Source organism: Bosea sp. BIWAKO-01 (genome assembly GCF_001748145.1).
Taxonomy (GTDB): Bacteria; Pseudomonadota; Alphaproteobacteria; order Rhizobiales; family Beijerinckiaceae; genus Allobosea.
Window position 1 is genome coordinate 419,143 of record NZ_BCQA01000002.1, and the last position, 24,794, is coordinate 443,936.

At 63.5% G+C, this 24,794-nt stretch carries 25 protein-coding genes and 2 pseudogenes; 9 read left to right on the forward strand and 18 right to left on the reverse strand.

Going from position 1 to position 24,794, the window contains the following annotated elements; all coding sequences use genetic code 11:
- Positions 1-17 precede the first annotated feature (17 nt).
- From BIWAKO_RS33690 to BIWAKO_RS35790, 13 genes and pseudogenes are all read right to left on the reverse strand, one after another.
- On the reverse strand, positions 18-881 hold the full coding sequence (locus BIWAKO_RS33690; protein ID WP_069883298.1) for a carbohydrate ABC transporter permease: 864 nt from the start codon (positions 879-881) through the stop codon (positions 18-20).
- The gene (locus tag BIWAKO_RS33695; RefSeq protein WP_069883299.1) at positions 881-1,807 is read right to left on the reverse strand and encodes a carbohydrate ABC transporter permease; all 927 of its coding nucleotides are present in this window, start codon (positions 1,805-1,807) and stop codon (positions 881-883) included. Before BIWAKO_RS33695 ends, BIWAKO_RS33690 begins: the two co-directional genes overlap by 1 nt.
- A 76-nt stretch (positions 1,808-1,883) precedes the next feature.
- The gene (locus BIWAKO_RS33700) at positions 1,884-3,128 is read right to left on the reverse strand and encodes an ABC transporter substrate-binding protein (RefSeq protein WP_069883300.1); all 1,245 of its coding nucleotides are present in this window, start codon (positions 3,126-3,128) and stop codon (positions 1,884-1,886) included.
- Between the two features lie 58 nt (positions 3,129-3,186).
- Positions 3,187-4,230: a LacI family DNA-binding transcriptional regulator gene (locus BIWAKO_RS33705; RefSeq protein ID WP_069883301.1), complete on the reverse strand. Its 1,044-nt coding sequence runs from the start codon at positions 4,228-4,230 to the stop codon at positions 3,187-3,189.
- Between the two features lie 701 nt (positions 4,231-4,931).
- Positions 4,932-5,429 carry a hypothetical protein gene (locus BIWAKO_RS35785; protein WP_141740469.1) on the reverse strand — a complete coding sequence of 166 codons (498 nt, stop codon included), beginning with the start codon at positions 5,427-5,429 and terminating at the stop codon, positions 4,932-4,934.
- Between the two features lie 335 nt (positions 5,430-5,764).
- Positions 5,765-5,983 (reverse strand): annotated as a pseudogene (locus BIWAKO_RS34695) (transposase); the annotation flags it as partial.
- Between the two features lie 524 nt (positions 5,984-6,507).
- Positions 6,508-6,696: a hypothetical protein gene (locus BIWAKO_RS33720; RefSeq protein ID WP_141740470.1), complete on the reverse strand. Its 189-nt coding sequence runs from the start codon at positions 6,694-6,696 to the stop codon at positions 6,508-6,510.
- Between the two features lie 950 nt (positions 6,697-7,646).
- Positions 7,647-7,862: a hypothetical protein gene (locus BIWAKO_RS33730; protein ID WP_141740471.1), complete on the reverse strand. Its 216-nt coding sequence runs from the start codon at positions 7,860-7,862 to the stop codon at positions 7,647-7,649.
- Positions 7,863-8,093: 231 nt separating this feature from the next.
- Positions 8,094-8,468 carry a hypothetical protein gene (locus BIWAKO_RS36540; protein WP_141740472.1) on the reverse strand — a complete coding sequence of 125 codons (375 nt, stop codon included), beginning with the start codon at positions 8,466-8,468 and terminating at the stop codon, positions 8,094-8,096.
- A 38-nt stretch (positions 8,469-8,506) separates the two neighbouring features.
- On the reverse strand, positions 8,507-9,154 hold the full coding sequence (locus tag BIWAKO_RS33740; protein ID WP_069883308.1) for a response regulator: 648 nt from the start codon (positions 9,152-9,154) through the stop codon (positions 8,507-8,509).
- A gap of 506 nt (positions 9,155-9,660) precedes the next feature.
- The gene (locus tag BIWAKO_RS33745) at positions 9,661-10,020 is read right to left on the reverse strand and encodes a periplasmic substrate-binding domain-containing protein (RefSeq protein WP_141740473.1); all 360 of its coding nucleotides are present in this window, start codon (positions 10,018-10,020) and stop codon (positions 9,661-9,663) included.
- A gap of 104 nt (positions 10,021-10,124) precedes the next feature.
- Positions 10,125-10,334 (reverse strand): hypothetical protein, encoded by a 210-nt coding sequence (locus BIWAKO_RS33750; protein WP_141740474.1) that lies wholly within the window; start codon positions 10,332-10,334, stop codon positions 10,125-10,127.
- Positions 10,335-10,674: 340 nt separating this feature from the next.
- Entirely contained in the window at positions 10,675-10,875 is a 201-nt protein-coding gene (locus tag BIWAKO_RS35790) for a hypothetical protein (protein ID WP_141740475.1), read from the reverse strand.
- Positions 10,876-11,253: 378 nt separating this feature from the next.
- On the opposite strand from BIWAKO_RS35790, the gene BIWAKO_RS33755 reads away from it, so the two are divergent.
- Positions 11,254-11,649: a hypothetical protein gene (locus tag BIWAKO_RS33755; protein WP_069883311.1), complete on the forward strand. Its 396-nt coding sequence runs from the start codon at positions 11,254-11,256 to the stop codon at positions 11,647-11,649.
- A 562-nt stretch (positions 11,650-12,211) separates the two neighbouring features.
- Here BIWAKO_RS33755 and groL read toward each other — a convergent pair.
- Positions 12,212-13,852, reverse strand: coding sequence for a chaperonin GroEL (gene groL / locus BIWAKO_RS33760; RefSeq protein ID WP_069883312.1), 1,641 nt, complete (start codon positions 13,850-13,852; stop codon positions 12,212-12,214).
- Positions 13,853-13,893: 41 nt separating this feature from the next.
- Entirely contained in the window at positions 13,894-14,211 is a 318-nt protein-coding gene (groES, locus tag BIWAKO_RS33765) for a co-chaperone GroES (protein WP_069883411.1), read from the reverse strand.
- Positions 14,212-14,507: 296 nt separating this feature from the next.
- On the opposite strand from groES, the gene BIWAKO_RS33770 reads away from it, so the two are divergent.
- Together BIWAKO_RS33770 and BIWAKO_RS33775 are read left to right on the forward strand one after the other, a co-directional pair.
- Positions 14,508-15,143, forward strand: coding sequence for a hypothetical protein (locus BIWAKO_RS33770; RefSeq protein ID WP_244523728.1), 636 nt, complete (start codon positions 14,508-14,510; stop codon positions 15,141-15,143).
- Positions 15,144-15,225: 82 nt separating this feature from the next.
- Positions 15,226-15,552 (forward strand): hypothetical protein, encoded by a 327-nt coding sequence (locus tag BIWAKO_RS33775; protein ID WP_069883313.1) that lies wholly within the window; start codon positions 15,226-15,228, stop codon positions 15,550-15,552.
- A gap of 279 nt (positions 15,553-15,831) precedes the next feature.
- Here the strand turns inward: BIWAKO_RS33775 and BIWAKO_RS33780 are convergent, their stop codons facing one another.
- Together BIWAKO_RS33780 and BIWAKO_RS33785 are read right to left on the reverse strand one after the other, a co-directional pair.
- Complete coding sequence (locus BIWAKO_RS33780; protein WP_069883314.1) at positions 15,832-16,119, reverse strand: hypothetical protein; 288 nt, start codon at positions 16,117-16,119, stop codon at positions 15,832-15,834.
- Between the two features lie 314 nt (positions 16,120-16,433).
- A complete protein-coding gene (locus tag BIWAKO_RS33785) occupies positions 16,434-16,961 on the reverse strand; it encodes a type 1 periplasmic-binding domain-containing protein (protein ID WP_244523729.1) in 528 nt (175 codons plus the stop codon).
- 45 nt (positions 16,962-17,006) lie between these two features.
- On the opposite strand from BIWAKO_RS33785, the pseudogene BIWAKO_RS33790 reads away from it, so the two are divergent.
- Positions 17,007-17,450, forward strand: a pseudogene (locus BIWAKO_RS33790) (transposase); the annotation flags it as partial.
- Positions 17,451-17,531: 81 nt separating this feature from the next.
- Here BIWAKO_RS33790 and BIWAKO_RS33795 read toward each other — a convergent pair.
- Positions 17,532-18,494: a GntR family transcriptional regulator gene (locus BIWAKO_RS33795; RefSeq protein WP_371332371.1), complete on the reverse strand. Its 963-nt coding sequence runs from the start codon at positions 18,492-18,494 to the stop codon at positions 17,532-17,534.
- On the opposite strand from BIWAKO_RS33795, the gene BIWAKO_RS33800 reads away from it, so the two are divergent.
- The 5 genes from BIWAKO_RS33800 to BIWAKO_RS33820 are packed head-to-tail and all read left to right on the forward strand — an operon-like array spanning position 18,481 to position 24,790.
- Positions 18,481-19,818 (forward strand): M20 family metallopeptidase, encoded by a 1,338-nt coding sequence (locus BIWAKO_RS33800; RefSeq protein ID WP_069883317.1) that lies wholly within the window; start codon positions 18,481-18,483, stop codon positions 19,816-19,818. The genes BIWAKO_RS33795 and BIWAKO_RS33800 overlap by 14 nt on opposite strands.
- A gap of 11 nt (positions 19,819-19,829) precedes the next feature.
- Positions 19,830-21,383 carry an ABC transporter substrate-binding protein gene (locus BIWAKO_RS33805; RefSeq protein ID WP_069883318.1) on the forward strand — a complete coding sequence of 518 codons (1,554 nt, stop codon included), beginning with the start codon at positions 19,830-19,832 and terminating at the stop codon, positions 21,381-21,383.
- A 21-nt stretch (positions 21,384-21,404) separates the two neighbouring features.
- A complete protein-coding gene (locus tag BIWAKO_RS33810) occupies positions 21,405-22,352 on the forward strand; it encodes an ABC transporter permease (RefSeq protein ID WP_069883319.1) in 948 nt (315 codons plus the stop codon).
- On the forward strand, positions 22,345-23,169 hold the full coding sequence (locus BIWAKO_RS33815; RefSeq protein ID WP_069883320.1) for an ABC transporter permease: 825 nt from the start codon (positions 22,345-22,347) through the stop codon (positions 23,167-23,169). Before BIWAKO_RS33810 ends, BIWAKO_RS33815 begins: the two co-directional genes overlap by 8 nt.
- Positions 23,170-23,173: 4 nt before the next feature.
- Entirely contained in the window at positions 23,174-24,790 is a 1,617-nt protein-coding gene (locus BIWAKO_RS33820; RefSeq protein WP_069883321.1) for a dipeptide ABC transporter ATP-binding protein, read from the forward strand.
- The last annotated feature ends 4 nt before the right edge of the window (positions 24,791-24,794 follow it).

A 24,794-nucleotide genomic window follows, 5' to 3' on the forward strand; every position in this document is an offset into this window, starting at 1 on the left:
TCGGTTCGACTTGAGGATCACTTCACCGCGCCAGCGGTGAGGCCGCGGATGTAGTAGCGTTGGAGAAGCAGGAAGAGGGCGAGGCAAGGCGCCATCATCAGCATCACGCCCGATTGCACCGCACCCCAGTCGATGGTGCCGAACTGGCCTGAGCGTACAGCCGCCATCATCACGGGTAGCGTGTACTTCTTCTGGTCGGTGAGCAGGATCAGGGCCGCTAGGAACTCGTTCCAGGAGGCGAGGAAAGCGAATATCGCGACCGTCGCCACGCCGGGCAGGACGAGCGGCAACATCACCCGTCGCAGCATCAGGAAGACTGATGCGCCGTCCACCCGTGCCGCGTCCTCGATCTCCTTGGGCACGGCGTCGAAGGCGTTGCGCATCATGAAGATCGAGAAGGGCAAGTGGAGGGTGACATAGATCAGCACGATGCCGGTCAGTGTGTTCTGCAGCCCAAGTTTGGTGAGGATCAGGAAGAGTGGCGTCAGGATCGACTGGAACGGGATCATCACCGTCGAGATGATCAGCACGAACAGCACATTCTTCAGAGGAAACTTGAAGCGTGAGAAGCCGTATCCCGCTAGCAGGCTGATGATGACCGTGGCGATAACGGTCGCTGCGGCGACCGAGAGGCTGTTGCCGGCATAGGTCCAGATGCCGACGCCATACTGCTGGAGGTTCTCGTAACTTTGCGTGCTGAAGCCCTCGACCGGCCAGGGCGGCAGCGGCGGGCGGGCCGCCTCCGCCGAGGTCTTGAAGCTGACGAGCGCGCTCCAGGCGATGGGTGCGACGAAGAGGAGCGAGATGAACAGCCCTGCCGCGTGATAACGCGTCGCCTGCCAGGCCTTGCGCCGGCCGGTTGCTGCCTTGCGTTGGGACATCATGCGCCCTCCGGCGTGCGCAGCAGGCGCAGTTGCACGACGCTGATTGTCACGAGGATCGCAAGCAGCACCATCGACATCGCCGAGCCGTAGCCGAGCCGGAACGAGACGAAGGACTGGCTGAATATCCAGTAGACGGCCGTGACCGTGCTGTTCTGGGGACCGCCATCGGCGATGATGTAGAACTGGTCGAAGGCCAGTACAGAGCCCGCGATCGACAGGATCAGCGCCAGCGCGATGGTCCGCCGCATCAGGGGCAGGGTGATGCGGCGGAAGCGCTGCCAGGACGAGGCGCCGTCCATTCGCGCCGCCTCCTGCACTTCTGACGAGATGCCCTGCAGCCCGGTGAGCAGGATGATCATGTTGAAGCCGGCCGTCTTCCAAACCACCATCACGATGATGGACCAGAAGGTGGTGTCGAACTCTGCCAGCAGGTTGACCGGCTTCTCCGTCAGCCCGAGGCGATAGGCCAGCGGCGAAAACAGGCCGACATCGACATTCATCAGCCAGGCCCAGAGCAGGCTGGCGGAGCCGAAGCCGACCACCACCGGTAGGAAGATCGCGGTGCGGTAAACCTTTGTCATCGGCCTCGCCTTCTCGACGAAGAGGGCGAGCGGAAAGGCAACCGCGAAGATCGCGATCGTGACGATCACCGTATAGTAGCCGGTGAAGCGCATCGCATTCCAGAAGCGCTGGTCGCCCATCAGATTTACGTAGTTAGTCAGGCCGATGAAGCGGGGCCGGCCCAGCAGCGGCCAATTGTGCAGCGACATCCAGAAGGCCATGCCCAGCGGCAGCAGGAAGAACACGAGTACCAGCAGAACCGCGGGCGTCACGAAGAGGAGACCAGCTAGTTGCTGACGGCGCAGGCGCGTGCCGCGTCGGCGGGGCGTCACGCGCCCCTGGGCGATCTGCTGTTGGATCATCGGTTCACCTGAAGAAGCGAGAGCCGAACCGGGCAGGGTGACCCGCCCGGCGAACGATGAGCGCGGTCGTGATCCGCTACTTGCCGGCGGAATCCAGGATGGACTGCATGGTCCTCTCCGCCTTCACCAGCGAACCCTCGACGTTGTTGCCGAAGAACACCTCGTTGAGCATCTGCTTCCAGGGCCCGGTGCTGCTGTTGATGATGTCGTTGTAGACGGGAGAAGAGGGCGTCCGGCCGATCTTCATCGCCTCGGTCGCGGTCAGATAGCGCGCGTCGAGATCTTTTACTGCTTCAGCCGCGATATCCGCGCGTGTCGGCAGGCTGCCGAGCTTAGCGAGCAGCGTCTGGCCTTCCAGCGAATAGACGAAGGTCAGGAATTCCTTCACTGCGGGCATATTCTTGCGTCCAGCCGTGACGACGAAATTGTCGCCGCCGGCGAAGGAAGCCTTGCCGCCATCCTTCCCCGGCAGGAACGTCACGCCGAACTCGACCTTGGGATAATTCTTGACGAGATTGCCGATGGCGAAAGCGCCGATCGGCGATAACCCGATCCTGTCGGTCGCAAACCCGCCGAAGAAGTTGGGGCCGGCGTCCGTCTTGGCGCTTTCGGGCACATAGCCCTTCGCCACCAGCCCGCGATAGAGCGCCACCGCATCACGCATCTGGGGCGTGTTCAGCGTCGCGCGCTTACCGCCATCGACAAGAATCTCTCCCCCGGATGCCCAGACCAACGGCATGAAGGTGAAGGCGTTGCAGCCGCCGCACGCTCCCGAGAAATAAAAGCCGCGAACATCGCCGCCCAAGCCGTTGACCTTGCCGGCAAACGCTTCGATCTCAGCCCAGTTGGCTGGGCCCCTTTCCGGATTGAGTCCGGCCTCGCGGAAGAGGCGCTTGTTCCAAAGCATGACCGAGGCATCAGCCGACATCGGCACGCCGTAGATCCTGCCTTCGAACGTGCCCGCCCCGAGATGGGCCTTCGACAGCTGATCGAAGAAGCCAAAGCCCTTGACGAGATCGGTGAGATCTTCGAGTTGGCCAGATGCCGCGAAGGCGGGCGTATAGACCAGGTCCAACGACAAGAGATCCGGTGCAGAGCCGCCCGCGGCGGCGATGGCGTATTTCTGCACCATCTCCGTATTCGGTACGATCTGCAGCTCGATCTGCGTCTTGTGAGCCGCGTTGAATGCCGAGACCAGCGCCGGCATGAATGCCTGACTGCTGGAACGCGACCACATGCTCAACTTCTGCTGGGCCAGGGCCACACCCGCCGATGCCTGCATGGCAACGAGGGCGAGCAATGCTGCCTTGAATCCCTTCATTTGCGTTTCCTCCGGTTGTGGCCTTTGTTTTTCGGGCCGTTTTTTGTCGGGCGTAACGTCACGAGGACGAGCGTATGATCAGGCTGCAGGGCAGCCGCCAGACTCCCTTTTCGACAGCCTCACCGTTGACCTGGCGAACGAGAGCGAGCCCTGCTTGCCGCCCCAGTTCCTTGAGATTCATGTCGATCGTCGTGAGGGGAGGGCGGGTTTCCCTCGCGACGATTTCCCAATTGTCGAAACCGACCACGGACACATCGCACGGGACGTTCACGCCGCGCTCGCGCAGGGCGTCGACGACCCCGCGTGCGATCTGGTCATTGCCGCAGAAGACGCCATCCGGCACCTCGGGCCCCGACCACAGCGTTTCGACCGCCTGGTGCCCCCAATGCTCCGACCACGAGCCGAAGAGCGTACCCAGATCCGTCGCCTGCGCGGCTTCGGCCAGCACTTGCGTGCAGGCGAGCTCCCGTTCGTGCACGACGCCGAAGTCGGAGGGACCGGTGATATGGGCAATGCGCCGCCGCCCCTGCGCGAGGAGATGGCGCACGGCCTGCTCCGCTCCCCGACGGTCGTCTGGAACGAGCGTGAGCCCGTCGCTGGGGCCGGCCGTCAAGGCATAGACCACGGGGACGGACAGGTGGGTTAGGTCGACGGGCAGCGGCTTATCGGTGCGCTTGCCGGTCGCGATGATGCCGTCGACCTGCTTGTCGAGCATCGCATCGACATGGATCCTGGCGAGTTCGGGATTGTTCTCGACGGCGCAGAGGAAGACCGACACACCATGATCGATCAGCCCTTCGGATATCCCCGCCATCACCGGCAGCGTGAAGCGGCCATAAGTGTCGTTCGTCAAAAGGCCGACCGTGAAACTGCGCTTGCGCGTCAAGCTGCGGGCCAGCGCATTCGGCCGGAAGCCGAGTTCCTGCGCGATGCGCTTGATGCGCTCTCGGGTTTCCTGCGTCATCCGCCCGGAATCGTTGAGAGCCTTCGATGCCGTAGCCGTGCTGACGCGCGCGGCCAGCGCCACATCGTAGATCGTCACACGTTCGCCCGACACCGTGCTTGACACAGTCAGCCTCGACTTGAGAAACCGGTTTCTCATAGGCTATCTCTGAGATCTACGCAATGAGAAACCGATTTCTCAGCCCGATACATGAGGTCGATCCATCTCGCCATCGCGGGCTCGAATAGATCGCGCGCGAGCAGCATCTGCCGGCCATTAGCGAGCGCGACGGCCGCGACCTAGCGGAGCGGGCGGCCAGCCGAAGCGCTTCATCAGCCATCCGAAAACACCGAACCCGATAAGCAGCCAGCAATCCTGGAGACTGTTCGCATTGCCCAGAAGCAGAAATTGCCAATGGGCTCGCCTGACTTCGGTTCCCGACCCAACTGCGACATTCCCGTCGGGCCGCTGAAGGGTCAAAAGTGGCCCAATCCTGACGTCTGGGATGTCCGCTTCGGGGCGGTTCACTTTGACAGTTGGCTCGCAGCCTGGGTTGGCTCACGGCTAACTCTCGGGAGATCCGCTCCCTCGCAGCCTGGAGAATGGCACCACACTTTACGCGCTGGCCGCACGGATCGGTCGACGGACAGAAAGCTAGCGGCGGCACTTCAACACGTTGCGCCCGCACGGCTCGCTCGACTACAAGCCTCCCAAGCCTGAGGTCTTCATCCCCACCATGACCGCACGGGCGGCTGCGCAAACCAGACCGGCCTTCCACTAGCAATCACCTTGGACCTTTCGGTGGGGGCGGATCAGGCTTCGGTGGCGGTGACCGGGATGGGGGCGATGGCGCCACTTCTCTATTTGCGCGATGCGGTGACTTCGCATGCGCCGAAGGAATAGGTCGGATACAACCGGACCGAGATTTTCTGCCCCGCGATAAATCCTTCCCAGTGGCCGGTTATCCGCGCTTGGCTGAAAGAGGGCTCAAGAACCCGGGCATCAAGGGGGCGGATCGCTAGGACCCCGATTGCAGCCGAGCAGATTTTTCGTGCCAGAACGAAAATCGGTTCTGGCCGGCCGTTGATTGCGTCGAAATTGATCTGGACGCTGGCGAGATTGCCGCGTTCGTCCGGGCGAAGCCAGATCTCCACGTTCTGCGACGGTTCGAGAACCTTACAATTAACCGCTGGATGATCACAGTCCGTCTGAGAAGAGAGGCTGACACCTTGCTGCTTCACAAGGGGGCTGAGCAGGACTGCGAACACGGGGCGCGAGATCGGCTCCTCCTGGCTCGCGACTGATGCGCCATGAGCCAGCACAAGAGTAACACCAGCGAAAGCTGCCCTGAAGGCCATGGCGGACTCTCCGATGCGGCGCGGTTACCGCGCCCTATTCCCACACTTCGCAAGACTGACCGTGACTCATCAAGAAAACTAGGAGGGCGAGAGCAGTGCGGCATTCCCCGCAGCGGACCGGCGCTTAGCCAACTCCAGGCGGGTGCGGGCTTTGAAATTGGCATCGGCTTGGTCGAGTGTGAAAAGTTCCTACCGAATGATGCCCCCCAAGGATGGGCGGTTAGCGTTAAGGAATCACGTTCCTGCAGGAGGGGCGTTGGCGGTCGACGGTCGTGTCCCAACTCGTGGTGTAGCTGACGGTTAGGACCGTCGATCGCCGGCGTAGGCCGGGCTGGTCAGGCCGCCACGGCTGGCAGGCTAGCGAGCGGATCATCGCTCATGGCGCGATGCTTTCCAGCGCGATGTATCGAGCGCTGGACCGCCCATCGGTCATTCTGTTCGAGCAGGATCGCGTCGATGAGCCTGGTGATGGCGGCCTCGTTAGGGAAGACGCCGACGACCTCAGTCCTGTGCTTGATTTCGCCACGCTCCAGCGGATTCGTCGGCCTAAGCTGGTCGGCGACGCGGCGCCTCTGACACCATGTCCGCTTCGGATCTAAAAGCCGACTTGCGCTCGCTGCGCTCGTTGAGCGATGCGCAACTCAGGGACGCCGGCATCGACAGGTCTCCGATGCATTCGGGCCGGAATTCGAGGTCGATGCTCGCCTAATGAGCGATCTGATGTCGATGAGGTGAAGTGCCACCGTCAAACCTCGCAAAGCCCGTCCGTGACCGGACGCGATGTGCGCTCGTACGTCCGCAAGCCACACCCAATCTTGCCGTTGGCTGAATGGTGGACTTGGCACGGCGGTCGCCCGCCGCTCCGGGTTCGTTACAGGTCCAACTGCCGCAATCCAGATAAAGCCGTCGAAGCTGGGAAATCTCGGCCGACTCATAAGGCGGCCCGTATGGGTGCGGAAGCCTCCGGGGCGAAGCCGGTCCTTGTGCGATAAATTACACCGGGTTTGGTTCCTGGAGCCTGCGCTCGGCCCGTCGATCACTCAGTTGTCGAGGCTGGACGCGCGCCCGCCGCGCATGTTCAGGCTGCCCCAGGCAGTCGGGTGACGATCACCCCGGTCTTGTCGATCTCGAATCTGCTGTTGTCGATATAGTTCACCAGCGCGCCGGTATCGAGCGTATAGCTGGTGCGGCGGCGATGCGGATAAGGGCGCCAGACGATCACCGTGTAGCGCTTGCCGTCGTCATCCCCGCACATCTGCCGGGTCAACTCGACAGGCGCTCCTGCGACCACTCGGGGCCGAAGAGACGCTTGCCGGTCAGCTGATGGCTGACGGCGCCGGGTCTTTGAATGGAAGGCATGCGGCAAAGAGCCCATCGTGCGCGCCCTTATGTTCCGAAACATTGCCAGTCGTTCCTCTGAGCCCGATCACGCCGCTGAGGCAAGCGGGAATCCCGGCTGGGATGGCGGTTCAATGCATCAACACCGCTGCAATCAACGCAAATGCAGCGGCAAGCGTGAGATGAGCTGCCCAGGCGGGGTAGCGCGGAGCCATCCACACCCCAAGGGCGCGGCAATTGTCCAAACCTAGCCGGATGCTCGTCATGGTGGACTCCATCGTACGTTGGCCGGAACCAGGCCAATCCGCCGAGAGACTGAAGCAGTGGCTGCTCTCCGAAAGAAGTTCCAGAGGCCTCTAGTCAGGTTGCCGCACCGGCCGGCTGCCTTCGAAGCCGGTCGAAGGCTCAATCGAACTCGCAGAAACCGACGGCTGTGGGCGACGTCATCCCCACCATCGGACATGGCAGGTTGTCGCGCCAAAGGCTTTGGCCCGTGCCTTGCTCGACTGGAATTTGGGTGGGCCGAGACAAGGTCGGCATCGAGGCCCGTCTCGGTTCGGTCCGAAGAGAGACTGCCGATTCACTGGACGCTCAAATGAATGATTAAGCAAGCAGACGACCCGCGTCATCTTAGCCACGTGCAGGCGCGGTTTGCCGATAGGCTTTCGCGGGAAGGGGTAGGGTTGAGGGGGATGCGAAGAGGCTTGGCCGCAATCGACGTCAGCACCGCGGGCGCGAATTCGGGTACCTCGGTCGTTTCCTTTTCCCGTGACGGCGAACTCATCGCCCCTGCGGCTCGCAGGATCGGCAGCAACTCAGGAGCCCAGGCCGGGCTAAGGCTGAGGCTGAGGTGATTGCTCTCTGCCGTGGAGTCCGCTGTTAGCGGTTGCCCGGTTCGGCTCGCCTCGGCGCGCCGTTCCTGGTGGCCGCCTGCGTGGCGACCGGATCGCTCGCGGGAAATGTGTTCTCAAGAGCGTGCGTCAACTCGGCATCCCTGCCCTCCACACGCTCGGCGCTGAGCTGTTCGCGTTGCTCCTGGCGCAGGCTTTGCTTGGCCGGGTTCTGCTGCTCGAGCGGCGTGACAACGGTGTCCATGAGCACCTCCGGCCGGTCAGTCATAAGCTGTGCCGGTAGGCAGGATATGGGGACAATAGGTAACGCCGATAAGGTCCACAGGGACGAATACAGCCGCCGCGGCGGTCACAGGCGCCGAAGCTCTGACCTGCAGGAACAGCCAGTTCTCCCTCCGGGAGAGGATGGTTCAGCGCCACAATGATCGGGCCGCAGGCGTGCACACGCCCAAGGCGTGACCGGCCTCGATCACCATCAAATCTTCTTCTTGGTGATGAGCGTGAGCCGCCCATAGGCACCGGTCTCGGCGATGAGCACGTGCAGCGAAGACAGCCCCTGCAGCCGAAGGGCAAAGATGAGGGTCGGTGCTGCATCAATGGCAGTCCGGAGCTTCTCAAGCTCGCTCTCGCCGCGTGCTGCGACGATCTGGTTGACGCGTAATCGCTCCGCCTTCGGCAGCGCGCCGATATCGACGACGATCACGGATCGATTCTTCAAAGGGCCCGATGGCGCCCCCGGATTGAGCGCGATCTCCCGGTCAGCCGTGAAGTCTCCGGGCGGAGCCTGGGCACTGGCGGCTCCGGAGAGCGCAAGAGCGGAAACCGCCGCCACGATCGGGACCATGTGCATCGGGATTCCTTTCATCCGGCCGCAGATGAGCGCGAAGTTCAGGCACGCGTGGACGCCAGTTTCTGTGCTTCAATTACGACCTGGACGCGGTTGCGAGCCCCCAGTTTTTCCATCAGGTTTGTCATATAGCTCTTGATCGTCTTCTCGCTGAGCAAGAGAGCACCGGCGATTTCGCGATTTTGCTTTCCGCACAGGAGCAATCTGACAATCTGATCTTCTCGGACAGTGAGCCGGGACCTTGGCGCAGTACGCTTGTCGCGGGCGGCGCGCTGCAGGGAGCCGATCACCTTGGTCGCGATCGATGGCGTCAGATAAGTCTCCCCGCGTCGCGCACTGGCGATCGCCTCGAAGAGGTCGTCTGCCGGCGTGCCCTTCAGGACATAGGCACAGGCGCCAGCCTCGAGTGCCCGGAGAGCGTCATCCGCATTGCTCGACGCCGTGAAGACGATGAGCTTCATCTCAGGGACCGCCTTGGTGGCCGCAGCCATCGCTGCCAGCACGTCGCCAGGCATGCTGAGATCGACGATTATGCAGTCAGGACGATCGGTCTCGGCGATGGAGAGAATGCGGTCCGCCGAGGACCCCGATGCCACAAGCGCGAAATCGCCTCTCCGCTGCAGCAGGGCCGCAATCCCCTCTATCAGAAGCGGGTGATCGTCGACAACTGCAACTGAAATAACTGTCACGATCTAACCTTCCATATTAAATATTCACCTCGGCTCGAGTGCGTGATTAAAAAACTTGCACAAGAATTTATATCTCACCAAATCCTGAAGAAGCCCGCAATTGAGGCGCCAGATACGAAGGATTGTACAGATATTTCTTTTTCGATTGCGATCTTGTTATCAGACCAGAGGGCGAAGACGTTCAATGACGGATGTCGCAGCCAACGTCCTTATCGGGGCAAGACATCCAAGCCGATCGCCGCGACACGGCCCAGCGCAGCGCAGGCGGGGCGAACTGGCAAAGCTGCCGGGCCGCTCGACCGTGAAATGCGCCGCGCCCCGGGGGGCGCGGCGCATCTTGGTGACGTCGCGGGAAGGCGGACAGGCCGCCCGGCAACCGGCGCTGGTTCTCACTTCATGACGGTGAGCCACATCCGCGGCTTGTTGTCCGAGTTCGGCACCAGGGACGCGATCCGCGACCGGGCGGCCCATGCCATGGGTTGCTGGTGCAGCGGCAGGAGCATGTGCTAGTCCTTGGCGATATTCATCGCCGCGGTCAGCATGGCGGTGCGCTTTGCGGGATCGTTCTCGACGGCCGCCTGGGCGTTCAGGGCGTCGATCCTGTCATCGCCCCATTCGCCCCAGTTGAAGACCCCGGCCGCAGCGCCCGTCTTGTGGATGAGCTGCGTCAGGAGCGAGGACGAATCCAGATTAGGCTCATTGGCCCAGCCGAAGGCGACGACGTCGAACTCGCCGCGCATGCGCTTGGGCGTCTGCTGGCTGCGCGGGGCGATGCTGAGATTGGGCCGCAGGCCGATCTTCGACCACATCGAGGCGGCGGATCGCCGCCGCGCCGCCCACCCCGGCCGTGTCAGGAGCGTCGTCATCAATGGTGCCGATCCGGCGATGGGAGAGGCGCCGACAGGAAGGTGGCCGACATGGAGCACCTGGCCGCCGACCATAAGCGTCCAAGCCGAGAAGTCGCCCCGCGCTATCCCGGTGTATAGTCCGACCACGACGCCGGCTCCTGGCCAGCGTGACGCCCGACGGGCTCGGGTTTGATGGCCTCGAGGACCGTATCGACCACATCGAGGTAACTCTGCCACATCGGTTTGCCCTCGAACGTGATGTTCTCCGGGCGCCCCTCTCGCCGGCATAGCGCCCGCGCTGCGGCTTCTCTCGGGTCAAATGGCTTGCTCATCGCCGCCTCCATGCTGATAGCGCCTGATTTGCCTCAGCCCTGAACATGGCTGATGGGCCCGCTCGTCCAGCGATCTCGGTAGGTTCGATCCCCCAACGTCGCTGCCACGCAAGCAACATCAGGGTGGTCGTTTGAAGGTCAGAGACTTCACGTTGAATTAAATCCAACCTAGTGCGGAATGCTTTGTACTTCTGCATTTTGCATATGGGCGCTCTTCCGGCTCTTACCACAAGGGAAACATCAGCAGGATCGTCCATAGCCCGCAACATCCGCTCTACAACTACGAACAAGATGCCGGCGAGGACCCCAAGGTCTGACTGTCACTAGCATCTGCGGATCATCACCTGATCTCCCGTCGATGTTTTTCCGCAACGCGACGCGACAAGCGCTCGACGTCCTCGACGTCGCCAGCCTCCTCGGCAACGCGCAAGCAGCGAGCCGCCTGCTGCAGCCAGTACTCCGCCTGACGAAGTGCGTGAGCGCGCATTGATCCGGTGCGAATGGAGCGTCTGGCAGCAGCTTTGTCGAGCAGATCAACCATCGTCACTGCGCTCCGCCAGTGTCATATCTCAGCCGTACCACCGCTACGATGCGTCGGATACAGATGTAAGCGAACACATGTTCGACGAGGTCACGAACGCGACAATCATCATCCCCGATTATCCTGCGCGCACTACCTCTCGCGCTTCATAGACGGCGATTGCGGCTTTGAGCCTTTCCAGTTCAAGCGCCTCAACAGTGTCAGCCTTCGCACCCGCAATCTGCCGCGCTGAAGCGCGCACCGATAAGAGGCCCGGAAAGCAGACGTTCAATCGGCAATCGCCTCGTTCCGCATCCCACATCTCGCGACCAGGAAGAAAAGCGTCCGCCGCGTCACCACGCCGCGCCCGGCCTGCCGCCCTCGGGATTAGATTGAACTATGAAACACCTGATCATTGCGGGCGTGCTGGCCGCGTCCGGCATCGCTCCCGGCGCAAGCCAGGCGGGCGAAGGCAATCCAGAACCATCCGCCAAAGAACGATTGGAGAAGCATCCGCGGTACCAGTTCGGCTGCATGGTGGGGCGCTTTGGGCAGTTGCCGCCGATAATCCCGCAACGGTTCGAGACCGTCGAGGAAGTTGACGCGCTGTCGCAGGAACTGGCGGGCTATACCTTCTGCAAGGCGCGCAAGGGCCTGCTAGCCGACGCCACGAAAGAGCAGATCGAGGCCGCCGATAACAAGGGACTGGACGAGTTCAACCGCTATGGCGTGATCGTCAGCGAGGCGATCCAGCGCAGCCGGAAGAAGGCGCCGCAACCGGCATTACGCCGATAACCGCCCCGCCCGCGCTCGGTCAGCGCGTTGGTGTTGAGGCCGGCCCAGACCGCGGCGGGCGTCCATTAGATCAGTGCCTTGCGCCAACAAGATCGTTCGCCCTGTTTTGCTCGATCGCGATCAATCAGTCGATCAGCCGCCGCAATCCCGCTTGATCGAGAAGGCCTTGGCCGCGCTCCAAGCGGTAGCCTGTTCTAACGTCGATATTCTGGGATTGCGCTTCGCGCCTGGACCGTCGATTCCGGTCTTCACGTAGCCGGGCGGGTTAGGTCCGCTCTTGCACGGTGCAAGAGTCCGCTTCTGGCGCATTTCGTCCGAACGAGCGATGGGCGCGCGTGGCCCAAAGCTGGCATTCAGAAGGTCCACTTGTGGGGCGGCGCGATGAGGGCCGGTCCTGAACCTAGGCTGTGTCAAAACGCTTCTCCGGCTCGGGCGAATCCCCTCATCGCACGCAATTCATTCTCGACAAGACCAGCTTCCGATCGGACCTGCGCCAAAGTAGAATGGGCCGCCTTCGGCGGCCCATGGCGTTATCAGTATCGCTAATGCGATCGTGTGGTGGCTAGTAGTCCATTCCGCCCATGCCACCCATCCCGCCGCCCGGCATTGCCGGCGCGTCTTTCTTCGGCGCTTCGGCAATCATGGCTTCGGTCGTGATCAGGAGGCCAGCGATCGAAGCCGCATCCTGCAGGGCAACCCGAACGACCTTGGCCGGGTCGACGATGCCGGCCTTGAGCATGTCGACATATTCTTCCGTCTGCGCATTGAAGCCGTAGGTCTGGGACTTGTTGTCCGTGATCCGGCCGACAACGATAGAGCCCTCAACACCCGCGTTTTCCGCGATCTGGCGGGCTGGAGCTTCCAGCGCCCTGAGCACGATGCTGATGCCGGCTTGAATATCGGGGTTACGATTGCTGAGCTTTCCGACGGCGCCTCTCGCGCGCAGCAATGTTACGCCGCCGCCCGGCACGATGCCTTCTTCGACCGCCGCTTTCGTGGCGTGCATGGCATCCTCGATGCGGTCCTTCTTCTCCTTGACCTCGATCTCGGTCGCGCCGCCGACGCGGATCACCGCGACGCCGCCGGCGAGCTTGGCCAGACGCTCCTGGAGCTTCTCGCGGTCGTAGTCCGAAGTGGTCTCCTCGATCTGTGCCTTGATCTGGGTGATGCGGGCCTCGATCGCGATCTTGTCGCCTGCGCCGTCGATGATCGTGGTGTTCTCCTTCTCGATGTGCACCCGCTTGGCGCGGCCCAGCATGTCGAGCGTCACGTTTTCGAGTTTGATACCGAGGTCTTCCGAAATCGTCTGGCCTGCGGTCAAGACGGTGATGTCCTCAAGCATGGCCTTGCGGCGATCGCCGAAGCCCGGAGCCTTGACGGCCGCCACCTTCAGGCCGCCACGGAGCTTGTTGACGACGAGCGTGGCCAGAGCCTCGCCTTCGATGTCCTCGGCTATGATGACCAGCGGCTTGCCGGACTGCACGACGGCTTCGAGGATCGGTAGCAGCGCCTGCAAGGACGACAGCTTCTTCTCATGGACGAGGATATAGGGGTCTTCCATCTCGGCGACCATCTTCTCGGCATTGGTGATGAAGTAGGGCGAGAGATAGCCACGGTCGAACTGCATGCCCTCGACGACGTCGAGCTCGGTCTCGGCGGTCTTGGCCTCCTCGACGGTGATGACGCCCTCGTTGCCGACCTTCTGCATTGCCCGGGCGATCATGTCGCCAATGGCCTTGTCGCCGTTGGACGCAATTGTGCCGATCTGACTAACTTCCTCGGAGGAACCCACCTTCTTCGCCCTGGCCGCGATGTCTTTCACGACCGCGGCTACGGCGATATCGATGCCACGCTTCAGGTCCATCGGGTTCGTGCCGGCCGCGACCAGCTTGAGACCTTCTTTTATGATCGCGGTCGCAAGCACCGTCGCGGTCGTGGTGCCGTCTCCAGCGAGATCATTGGTCTTCGAGGCCACTTCGCGCACCATCTGGGCGCCCATGTTCTCGAACTTGTCGGCGAGCTCGATCTCCTTGGCGACAGCGACGCCGTCCTTGGTGACGCGCGGCGCCCCGTAGGACCTGTCGATGACCACGTTGCGACCCTTGGGACCGAGCGTGACCTTGACCGCGTTGTTGAGGATTTCGACGCCCCGCAGCATCCTGTCTCGCGCATCCGTGGAAAATCTGACGTCTTTGGCAGCCATGACTTGGAACTCCGGTGGGTCGCGACGATCGGGGGCGTGGCTCAGGCCGCCTTCTTTTTGAGTATGGCGGTGCCCTCAATCACCCCCATGATGTCGGACTCCTTCATGATCAGGAGGTCCTTACCGTCGATCTTGACCTCGGTTCCCGACCATTTGCCGAACAGGACGCGATCGCCCTTCTTGACATCGAGCGGGGTCAGCTTGCCGGCTTCGTCGCGGCCGCCCGGGCCGACGGCGATGATTTCGCCCTCCTGGGGCTTTTCCTTGGCGGTATCGGGGATAATGATGCCACCCTTGGTCTTCTCTTCGCCTTCAAGGCGACGGACCACGACGCGATCATGCAGCGGACGGAATTTCATGAATTCCTCCATGTCGACAATTTGCACGAGATAGCGGGCTCTCGACCGGAGCCTCTGCGGCCGGCGATCCGGCGCTCCATCCGCTTCAGGACGGCTCAGTACCTAACACACAACAACTGTTAGCACTCTTGCCAGTTGAGTGCCAATGGAATTGATGGGCGCCTTGGGCCTCCGCTTATGTCACATTGGCCTGATGGCCCACGCCGGCTCCCAGGGAACAAGGAGCGGAAGCATCCGTTCACGAGGGGACTGAGGCTGCGCGCTAAATCGCGGTCCAACGCATCATCGGTGGTGACATGAAGGACGGAAACGGGAATCCACTTTCCCCGGACCAGGAAGCTGCGATCCGGAACGGAGTGCGACCCGCCAAGGAGACCTCTGAGAAGGGCCTGGCTCAGGACCTGGTTGCCAAGATTGCTCGGAAGCATGGGGTGGGAGTAGACGCGGTAGAGGTTGCCCTAGCAGCGCTCCGCCGCGGCAAGTGCTCAATGGCCCAATTCTCTCATCCCGAGTTTGGGGGGATGGCCCAATGGGCTGCCGGCGGGATGAGTATGGTCGGGGACATGTTCAACGCCGCGACAAAGGCAAAGCTCGACGGAGTTCTCCATGATCTAGCTGATGCGCTCCGGTGCGGCGAAGTCGAGATGGACGAGGTGAGGGCCGCCACAAGCCGTGTAGCGCAAGTGAGCGAATGGGGCTGGCCTGCTGAGTTTGGCCGCCCGGCGACGGCGGGCAGCCAAAACGACATGCGGTACGCATTTTTTCCGACGGCCCGACGCCTGGTCATCGAGGACGGAACCAAACGGACAGTTTATGACACGGGAGAGCACATAATCTCCGGAGTCTCCCAACAGCAGAGTTCTGATCGGACGCTGACGTTCCAAAGCCAGCTCGGCGCGGTAAATATCGGAGACCTCCCCATTCTGCGTTAGCGCGAGCGGCTGCTCGTGCAGTGGGCTTCAAATTCTGGGAATGAGAGGATCCCGTACGCCCTTGCCCCACTCGGGAGGATCAATGGACCGCGCTTCTGATGACCAAGAGGCTTTCATCAACACGCTGGCAGCGTCGCTGGCCGGCGCCGTGACTGTCGGCCGGAACGCCTTGGTCGAGATCGCCATTTTGAGCGGGCCGGAGCGTCTTGATGCTCTTGAGCAGCAGTTTCTGAACGACGCCAAGAACGCGTCGATTGAAGGCGTCTCGATCGAAGAGGATGTTCGTCTTCTCAACAATATTATGACGACAGTCAGGATGATTTTTGCGCAAGCTAGGGAGGCCGTGGCCGATCGCCTTGACAATCAGCCGCGGCGAGGTGGAGACCCGAACCCCTCAGGTGGAGGCTGACGACGTGACATCGGGTTGCGGCAATGGCGAGCTGAGCCAGCCTCTGCAATGGGTCGACAGCGGGCTCAGCCTCGCCAGTTCAGGTCCGCTTTCGGGCGCGATGCCAACTTCCGCTCATGGCGCAGGGCAGACCGCTGGCAATAGTGAGATCAACCGCGGGATTGGGTCGGCTCCGAGCTGATCAGAAGAGGCCGGCCTAACTTTTAGAACCGGCTCACCGTCGCGCTACTGAGGTTAAACTATCGACACGCTGAAATTTTCGACGCCGCGCTCGTTCAACTACCGCCAATCTCGGCTCTCGGCAGCAGCTGAAGATGCTGCTTCCAGTTCCAATGACGCCATCAACTGCTGGTATTCCTCGATCCGCTCAGAGCGTGTTGGCGCGTCCGAGTTGATCCAGAATTCGAGCCCATTCCACGCCAGTTCGTACGCCTCGCAGATATCTAGAAAGGCGTAGTCAAAGGTCTGTGCAAAGGCGGCACGCCAAACAGGCAATCGCAGCATCAGACGAGCGCGCCCGCGCTCCTGAAGCGGCGTCCCGGCCTTGGTTTCGGCCAGCTTCGGCATGTTGTGCCCGCAAATTCAATCCCCGCTAGACAAGCTGCCACGAGCGAAGTGTCCCCTCTATTGTACTTGGGGGTGGCTCATATGCGGCCCTTTCCAACCAACCTGCGTCGTCCAGGAATGTCGGGGACGGGTGGTTTGCCGAAGTTCGTTGGGCACCTCTCGGATGTCCGGAGCGCGCCCTAATGCAGTCGTTCCCGCGACTGTTGGATGCTGCCGTTCCGAGGGCTATTCGATGCTAGCTGCGGACGCCTGTGCGAAGCTGGTCCAATCGTCTCCGAAACCGGCGCCATGGGCCGCACTTAGGGCTAACCAGATCATAGCGCCTCGGCATAGGGAAAGATCAGTCGTCCTGACGCCAGCGCGCCGGGAGAGACGACGACCTGTCTCGATCCATCCTTGAAATGGTCGGCGTCGTGTCCGGCTATGCCCTGGAACTGGACCTGCAGGACGCGCGGCTGCGCCCATTCCCCGTTCGTGCCGAATTCGACGTCGCCCATGACCGTGTTGAAGGTCGCATCCCTTGCGAAGGTCGACAGGGCGGTGTCGTCAAGGCCACCGGTCGCTTCGACGGCTTGAGCAAGCACCTGCATCTGGGCATAGGCCAGCGGCGCCATGTAGTGTCCCAGGAGGTCGACGCCGGCATCGGCGGCGCGCGCCCGATAGATGCTCAGAAACTCCTGAACCCCGGGGAACATCATGCTGGGGACCGGCACCCAATATTCGTAGTTCACGAAGCCGTTGAGCAGCGGGCCGAGCGAGGTTTTCACGGCGGAGTTCTGCGGCCCGATCATGCCGGCACCGACCATCTTCGGACGGAACGGGTGCGCATGAATGGCGCGCACCAGGCCGATCGAGTCCTGAAGATAGGAGCAGAGAAACAGCAGGCCTATGACCACGCGCGCGATCTCTACACCTGCCCGGGCGGGAAGGAGCTTCACCAGTATCGCCGGCGCCTCAGCGTCGGCCGCGACGGCGTCGACCCCGAAGGCTTCATGCGCTACCGCGCCAGCAAGTTCGACTGCGACGCCTGCTCGCTGAAGCCGCAGTGCTCACCCAACACGCCGGCGCGCAAGATCCTGCGCTCAATCCACGAGGGCGCCCGTGACATGGCCAGGGACATCGCCGCGACCGATGCCTATGTCACCTCGCGGCGCGAGCGGAAGAAGGTCGAGATGCTCTTCGCCCACCTCAAGCGGATCCTGCGGCTCGACCGGTTGCGACTACGCGGACCCAATGGCGCCAGGGACGAGTTCCATCTCGCCGCAGCAGCCCAGAACCTCAGGAAGCTCGCCAAGCTCCTGCCGAACGGACCGAAACTCGGACCAGCATGATCGGCGAGGCTCCACGCCGCCAAATGCGCTCCGCACCAGCGCCGCTCTCAGACCGACTTTTTCAACGGTATCGGCGCAGACCTACCTTACTTCGTTGACATAGGCGTGCGCGGCGGTCGTGGCGTGATGCCGCCCGAGGATCGTTGGAACACCCGCCTGATCGTAGGCGACCTCGTCGATTGTGAGCACGGCCTGGCGCCCATCGAGCTGGAGCAGTGCCATATCCTCGTCGCTGGCGAGGTCGGCTGTGATCTGCTCGCGAACTGCGGAAATGCGGATACCGTAACGTTCAAGCAGGTGGAGGTACAGCAAGGCTGGCAGCTCCGATTTGTCGAGCGGCCAATCAGGCAACCGATGCTGCGCCATGACCAGCCTATCATGCATCACAGGGCGGCCGTCGACATGGCGAATTCGGTGGATCGCGATGACGCCGCCGACTTTGATCTGGAGCGCTTCGCTTTGAGCCTGTGTGGCAGGCAGGGCCTCGACGCTGAGGAACTGGCTCGTCGAGCGCACCAGGATGCCATCGGCCCGGTGCAGGCGAAAATACTGGAAGAAGAAGCGCAGACTATGATGCGGCGTGCGGCCGGTCACGACGGTGCCGGTCTTGCGGCGCCGTGTCAGCAGTCCCTCCGCCACCAGGTCGCTCATCGCGCGCCGGACCGTGCCGACGGCAACGCCGAAACCTTGTGCAAGGGTCGTCTCGCTGGGAAGGACCATTCCGGGCGGCCATTCGCCGACCAGAATGGCCTCTGACATATGCCGCTTCACGCGCTCATAGAGCGGCGCCGCTTCCCCAATCGCAAGATTTGGGAGGGTCGGCACAGAGCCGCCTGCACCCATGCCCAATCCGCTGGCACCGGGCGTCACATTTTTAGCGTTGACAGGGGGCATGCCGCTGGTTCCTATTTCTATATAGTTTATATGAAAGAGAAGGATCCGCAAATTGGCGCTGCCAGCTGCGGCTTTTACGTGGTTCCATTGCAGATCGCCCCGGCGCTGGACAAGCGCGGCGGCTTTGGGCTGAGCAATGGTCGACACCATGGCCCTGGACCGGAATGCAACGGCGCTGGCGCATGCCGGCGACTGGATTGTCGCGAATGCCGAGGAAGCGGTCGCCGCGCTCGGCCGGATGATCGCGATCGATACCTCCTTCCCGCCCGGCCTCGGCTATGACGATTTCGCGGCGCTCATGGAGGAGTTCGTGGCTCCGCTCGGCTTCGTGACTGAGCGCGTCACGGTACCCGAGAGCCTGTGGCAAGTGCCGAACGGTCCGGCCAGCGGCCCGCGCACCAATTTGATCGCCAGCCGCGACAGCGGTCGGCCTGCCTGCGGCCTCTATGTCCATGTCGACACCGTGCCCGCGGCCGCAGGCTGGGCGGGCGATCCGCTGCGGATGGAGCGCGCCGGCGATCGCCTGATCGGATTGGGCGCCGCCGACATGAAGGGCTGCGCGGCGGCGATCCTGCTGGCGCTGCGTGCGGCCCGGGCCTGCGCGGTCGATCTCGCCTACGATCCGGTGCTGCTGTTCTGCACCGACGAGGAGGGTGGGCTCTATCCGGGCGTCCGCTACCTCGCCGAACAGGGACGCCTGCCGGAGCATATCCTCAACTTCAATGGCAGCGCCGAGGCGCGGATCTGGGCCGGCTGCTTCGGCCTGTTCAACCTGCTCGTCCGCATTCACGGGCAGGCTGTCCATGCCGGCGAGGGCAATCGCCAGGGGGCCGGCATCAATGCCGTCGAGGGCGCGTTGCCGCTGCTCAACGCCTTGACGGTGCTGAAAGCCCGGATCGCGACACGGGTTTCGGCCCTGCCGCCGCCACCGGGCAAGCCGCCCCTCGCCGCCCAGCTCAACCTCGCCGCGATCCAGGGCGGTACGGCTGGCGGGCAGGTTCCCGCTCTCCTCGAAGTCACGCTGAACCGGCGCTACGCCCCGGAGGAGCGCTTCGAGGACGCTCTGGCCGAGATCGAGGACGTGATCCGCCGCAGCGTCGCAGCTGTGCCGGGCCTTTCGGTCGAGACCATGCTCGTCGGCCATCTGATGCCGACCGCAGATCCGACGGGTCCGCATTGGCCGCGCTGGCAGGCCGCCATGGGCGAAGGCTTCGGCTATGCGCCGGAGACTTTCCGCAAATGGGGGGCGGCGAGCTGCTCGGACTTCGGATGGGTCCAGTGCGCGACCGGCCGGCAGGAGGTTCTCCTCGGCGGGCTCGGACGGCCCGACCGCAACATCCACGCGCCAGGCGAACACACGACCGTGCCGGACATCGTCTCGCTGGCGCAGGCGATCCTGTTCTACCTCGCGGCCGATTTCAGGCCGGACCTCAACCCCGACCTCGATCCCCAACTGCCTCCCACAAAAAGCTGAAGGAGCGTCCCATGCCGAGCATTCATCGTCGCGATTTCCTCGCCGCTTCCGCCGCTCTCAGCGGCATGGCCATGTCCGGCCTGCCGGCCTTCGGTCAGTCGCCGCGCCGCGGCGGCACGCTGCGCGTCAGCGTCGATCAGGCAGTTTCCAAGCTGAACCCGCTCGTGACCCGGGTGAACCCGGAATATCTCGTCGCCGAACTGCTCTATTCCGGCCTGACGCGCCTAAAGCCCGATATGAGCGCCGAGCCCGACCTCGCCGAATCCTGGACGAACTCCGCCGATCTGACCGAATGGACCTTCGTCCTGCGCAAGGGCCTTACCTTCCATGACGGCTCGCCCTGCACGGCGGCCGACGTGGTAGCAACCTTCGAGGCAATCCTCGACGCCAAGACCGCCTCGCCGGCGCGCCAGAATGTCGGTCCGATTGCCAAGGTCGCGGCGAAGGACGACACCACCGTCGTCTTCACCCTGTCCGCGCCCTTCGCCGATCTGCCGGTGACGCTAGCCTATACCAACGCCAAGATCGTGCCCGCCGCCGTCATCAAGGAGGGGCTCGCGAAGCTCGACCGGCAGGCGATCGGCACCGGCCCGTTCAAGCTCGTTTCCTTCGAGCCGGAGCGGCAGATCGTCGTCGCCCGCAATGACGCCTATTACGACAAGGCGAGGCCCTATCTCGACAAGATCGAGGTCGTCGTCTTCCCGGATGTCAGCGCCGAGGCCTCTGCGCTGATCGCGGGCGACACCGACCTGATCTCGACGACGCCGCCGACGGAGTTCGGCCGGCTGCAGAAGGCCTCCGGCGTCAAGGCGCTGCGAGTGCCGTCGGGCCAGTTCTGCAACGTCAATTTCGGCTGCGACCAGAAGCCCTTCAACGATGTGCGCGTGCGCCAGGCGCTGGCGCTGACCGTCGATCGCGCCGCCATGGTCGATTTCGTCACCGAGGGCTTCGGCTCGGCCGGAAACGACACTCCGCTCAGCCCGGCCTACCGCTTCTACGCCAACCTGCCGGCCAAGAAGGCGGACATCGCCAAGGCCAAGGCTCTGCTCGCCGAGGCCGGCTATCCAAAGGGGCTCGAGGCGACGCTGATCGCCTCGGACCGTCCGGGCCAGCGCACGCAGCTCGCGGTGGCTCTGCGCGAGATGGCCAAGCCCGCCGGCTTCGACATCAAGGTCGAGACCATGCCGCACGCGACCTATCTCGATCAGGTCTGGAAGAAGGGCTCATTCTATGTCGGCTTCTACAACATGCAGGCGACGGCCGACGCCATCTTCTCCCTGCTCTACACCTCCAACGCCGCCTGGAACGAGACGCGCTGGAATAACGCGGCCTTCGACAAGCTCGTCTTTGAGGCGCGCGCCACCGTCGACGAGGCCAAGCGCCGGGCGCTCTACGCCGAAGCGCAGAAGCTGATGTATGACGAGGTTCCCTCGATCATCCCGGCCTTCTTCGACCTGCTCGGCGCGCAGCGCGAATGGGTGCAGGGCTATGAGCTGCATCCGCGCGGAGCCGTCTTCAGGCTCGACTTCGTTTCGCTCGGCGCCAACGCGCCGAAGCGCAGCTGAGCCAAGAACAGGGCAGCGGGCGTGTCGCCGGCCTATATTCTCAAGCGGATCCTGTTGATCGGCTACACGCTCTTCGTCGTGTCGCTGATCGTCTTCGCGATCACGCAGATCCTGCCGGCGGACGCCGCCGTCATGATGCTGGGTGAGAATGCGACGCCGGATGCGCTCGCGGCGCTGCGGACCAAGATGGGGCTGAACGACCCCATCTGGATGCAGTACCTGCATTGGCTCGGTGGCGTCGTTCGCGGCGATTTCGGCGTTTCAATGCGCACCGGCCAGCCCGTCGCGCCGTCGATGCTGGAGGCGCTCGGCCGCTCGCTGCTGCTCGCCCTGTTCTCGATCGTGCTGATGCTGGTGCTGGCAATCCCGCTCGGCATCGTCGCGGCGGTGCGGCGCGGCCGCGCCGCCGATCTCGGTGTCAGCTTTCTCTCCTATGTCGGGGTTTCGCTGCCGGAATTCGTTACGGCGACGCTGGTCGTGCTCGTTCTGGCCGACTGGCTGCAATGGCTGCCGGCGACCGGCTATGTCCCGCTGACCGAAGATCCGCTGCGAGGACTGCGACACCTCGTCCTGCCCGTGCTCACCGTTTCACTCATCCTGATCGCCCATGTCTCGCGCATGGTGCGCTCAGAACTCGTCGACGTGCTGCACTCCGACTATATCCGCGCCGCGCGGCTGAAGGGCCTCTCGAGGCGCCAGGTACTGTTCAAGCACGCGCTGCGCAACGCGCTCCTGCCGACCATCACCATCGTTGCGCTCGATGTCGGCTATCTACTCGGCGGCGTCATCGTCGTGGAGGAGATCTTCGCCCTGCCGGGCATCGGCCGCCAGCTCATCGTCGCGATCCAGGCGCGCGACCTGCCTTCCATCCAGGCGGGCGCGCTGATCATGGCGACGACCTATGCCGTCGCCAACTTCCTCGCCGACATCGCCTATGCCTGGATCGACCGGAGGATCCAGTATGATTGAGGTTCTCAGGCGCATGCTGCGCTCGCCGCAAGGAGCGCTCGGCCTCGTCATCGTCGGGCTGATCCTGCTCGTCGTGATCGTCGGCCCATGGCTCGCGCCCTACGACCCCGAAAAGATGGCGCCGCTGATGCGCTACAAGCCGCCGAGCGCGCAGTTCTGGCTGGGCACGGACCAGTATGGCCGCGATATCCTGAGCCGCCTGCTGCATGGCGCCCGCGCCACCGTCGTCATGGCCTTGCTGGCGACGGCGCTGGGCACGCTCGTCGGCGCCGTCATTGGCACGGTTTCAGCCTTCCTCGGTGGGCGCAGCGACGAAGCGATCATGCGCACTGTCGATGCCATCATGTCGATCCCGAGCCTGCTGCTGGCCCTGCTGATCGTGAACCTGCTCGGCAAGAGCAGTCTCAACGCGCTGCTCGCGATCGGGCTCGCCTTCGCGCCCGGAATGGCTCGCATCACGCGCTCCGTCGCGCTCGCGGTGCGTAAGCAAGACTATGTCAACGCCGCCATCGCGCGCGGCGAGAGCGCCGCCTTTATCGTCGGGCGCGAGATGCTGCCGAACGTGGTGGCGCCGATCATCGTCGAGATGACCATTCGCGTCGCCTTCGCCGTGATGCTGTTCGCCACGCTTTCCTTCCTGGGACTGGGCGCGCAGCCCCCGGCCTCCGAATGGGGACTGATGGTCTCGGAAGCGCGGCGCTTCATGCATCTGAGCGCCTGGATGATCCTGTGGCCGAGCCTTGCCGTCGCGTTGGTTGCGATCGGCTTCAACCTGCTCGGTGACGGCCTGCGCGACGCGCTGAATCCGAGGGCATGAGGCGATGACGACGGTTCTCGATATCGCCGGCTATGGGCTCGACTACGCGACGCCGACGGGGTTCACCCGCGCGCTCGACGATGTCAGCCTGCAGATCGCCCGGGGCGAGGTGCTGGGCCTCGTCGGCGAATCGGGCTCTGGCAAGACGTCGCTCGCCTGGGCGATCATGCGCCATCTGCCGACGAGCGCGCGCGAGGCGGGCGCCATCCGGCTCACCGGGCAGGACCTGCTGAAGGTGTCCGAGGCCGCGATCGAGGCGATCCGCGGCCGGCGCATCGGCATGGTCTTCCAGGACCCGAGCACCTCGCTCAACCCGACCTTGCCACTCGGGGAGCAACTCGCGGAGGTGTTGGTGCGCCATCGCGGCCTGACGCGGAAGCAGGCCTGGGCCGAGGGCGAGGAACGCCTGGCCCATGTCGGGCTGAAGGTCCCCAAGCAGATGATGCGGCGCTATCCGCACGAGGCCTCCGGCGGCGAGAAGCAGCGCGTCGTCATCGCCACCGCCTTCGCCTGCCAGCCGGAATGCATCATCTTCGACGAGCCGACGACGGCGCTCGACGTCATCACCGCCCGGCAGATTCTCGACCTGTTCAAGGCCTTGCAGGAGGAGACAGGCGTCGCCTCGCTCTATATCTCGCACGACCTCGCGCTGGTCTCGCAGATCGCGACGAAGGTTGCGGTCATTCATCGCGGCAGGATCGTCGAGCAAGGTGCGGTCGGCGAGGTCTTCGCCAGGCCGCAGGACGCCTATACGCGCAAGCTGCTCGCCGCTGTCCCGCGGCCGGACCACCGGCTGGTCGAGACGGAGCCTCCTCAAGCCGGCAAACCGCTGGTCGAGGTCGAGAAGGTCAGCGTCCATTATGGCCGCAAGCCCTTCCTTGGCGGGTTGCTCGGCCGGGCCAACACGCAGTTCACCGGCAATCGCGAGGTGAGCCTCTCGGTGATGCCGGGCGAGATCCTCGGCATCGTCGGCGAATCCGGCTCTGGCAAGTCGACGCTCGCCAAGGCGATGACCGGGCTCAACCGCTTCGAGGGCGAAATCCGCTTCGCCGGGCGCCGGATCACCGGGCTCTCCGACATGGACAAGGCCTATCGCCGCGATGTCCAGATCATCTTCCAGCACCCGGATTCCTCGCTCAACCCGCGCCAGCGCATCAGCGAAATCCTGTCTCGGCCCCTCGAGCTTTACGGCGAGGCAGGCGCCCGCAAGGACGCGGCAGCCATCGGTGAGTTGCTGGAGCAGGTGCGCCTCCCGGCGTCCTATGCCGAGCGCTATCCGCACCAGCTCTCCGGCGGCGAGAAGCAGCGCGTCGCCATCGCCCGTGCCTTCGCCTCGAAGCCGAAGCTCGTGATCTGCGACGAGATCACCTCAGCGCTCGACGTCTCCGTTCAGGCCTCCGTCGTCGAACTGCTGATCGATCTCCAGAAGCGCTTCGGCACCGCCTATCTCTTCATCACGCACGATCTCAACCTGGTGCGCCAGATCGCTCACCGGATCGCGGTGATGTATCGCGGCGACCTCGTCGATCTCCTCGATATCGCGACGCTCTCGACCGGCCCCCTCCACCCCTACACCCAATCCCTGCTCGAAGCCGTGCCCGCCCCGGCCACGGCCGCCTGACATT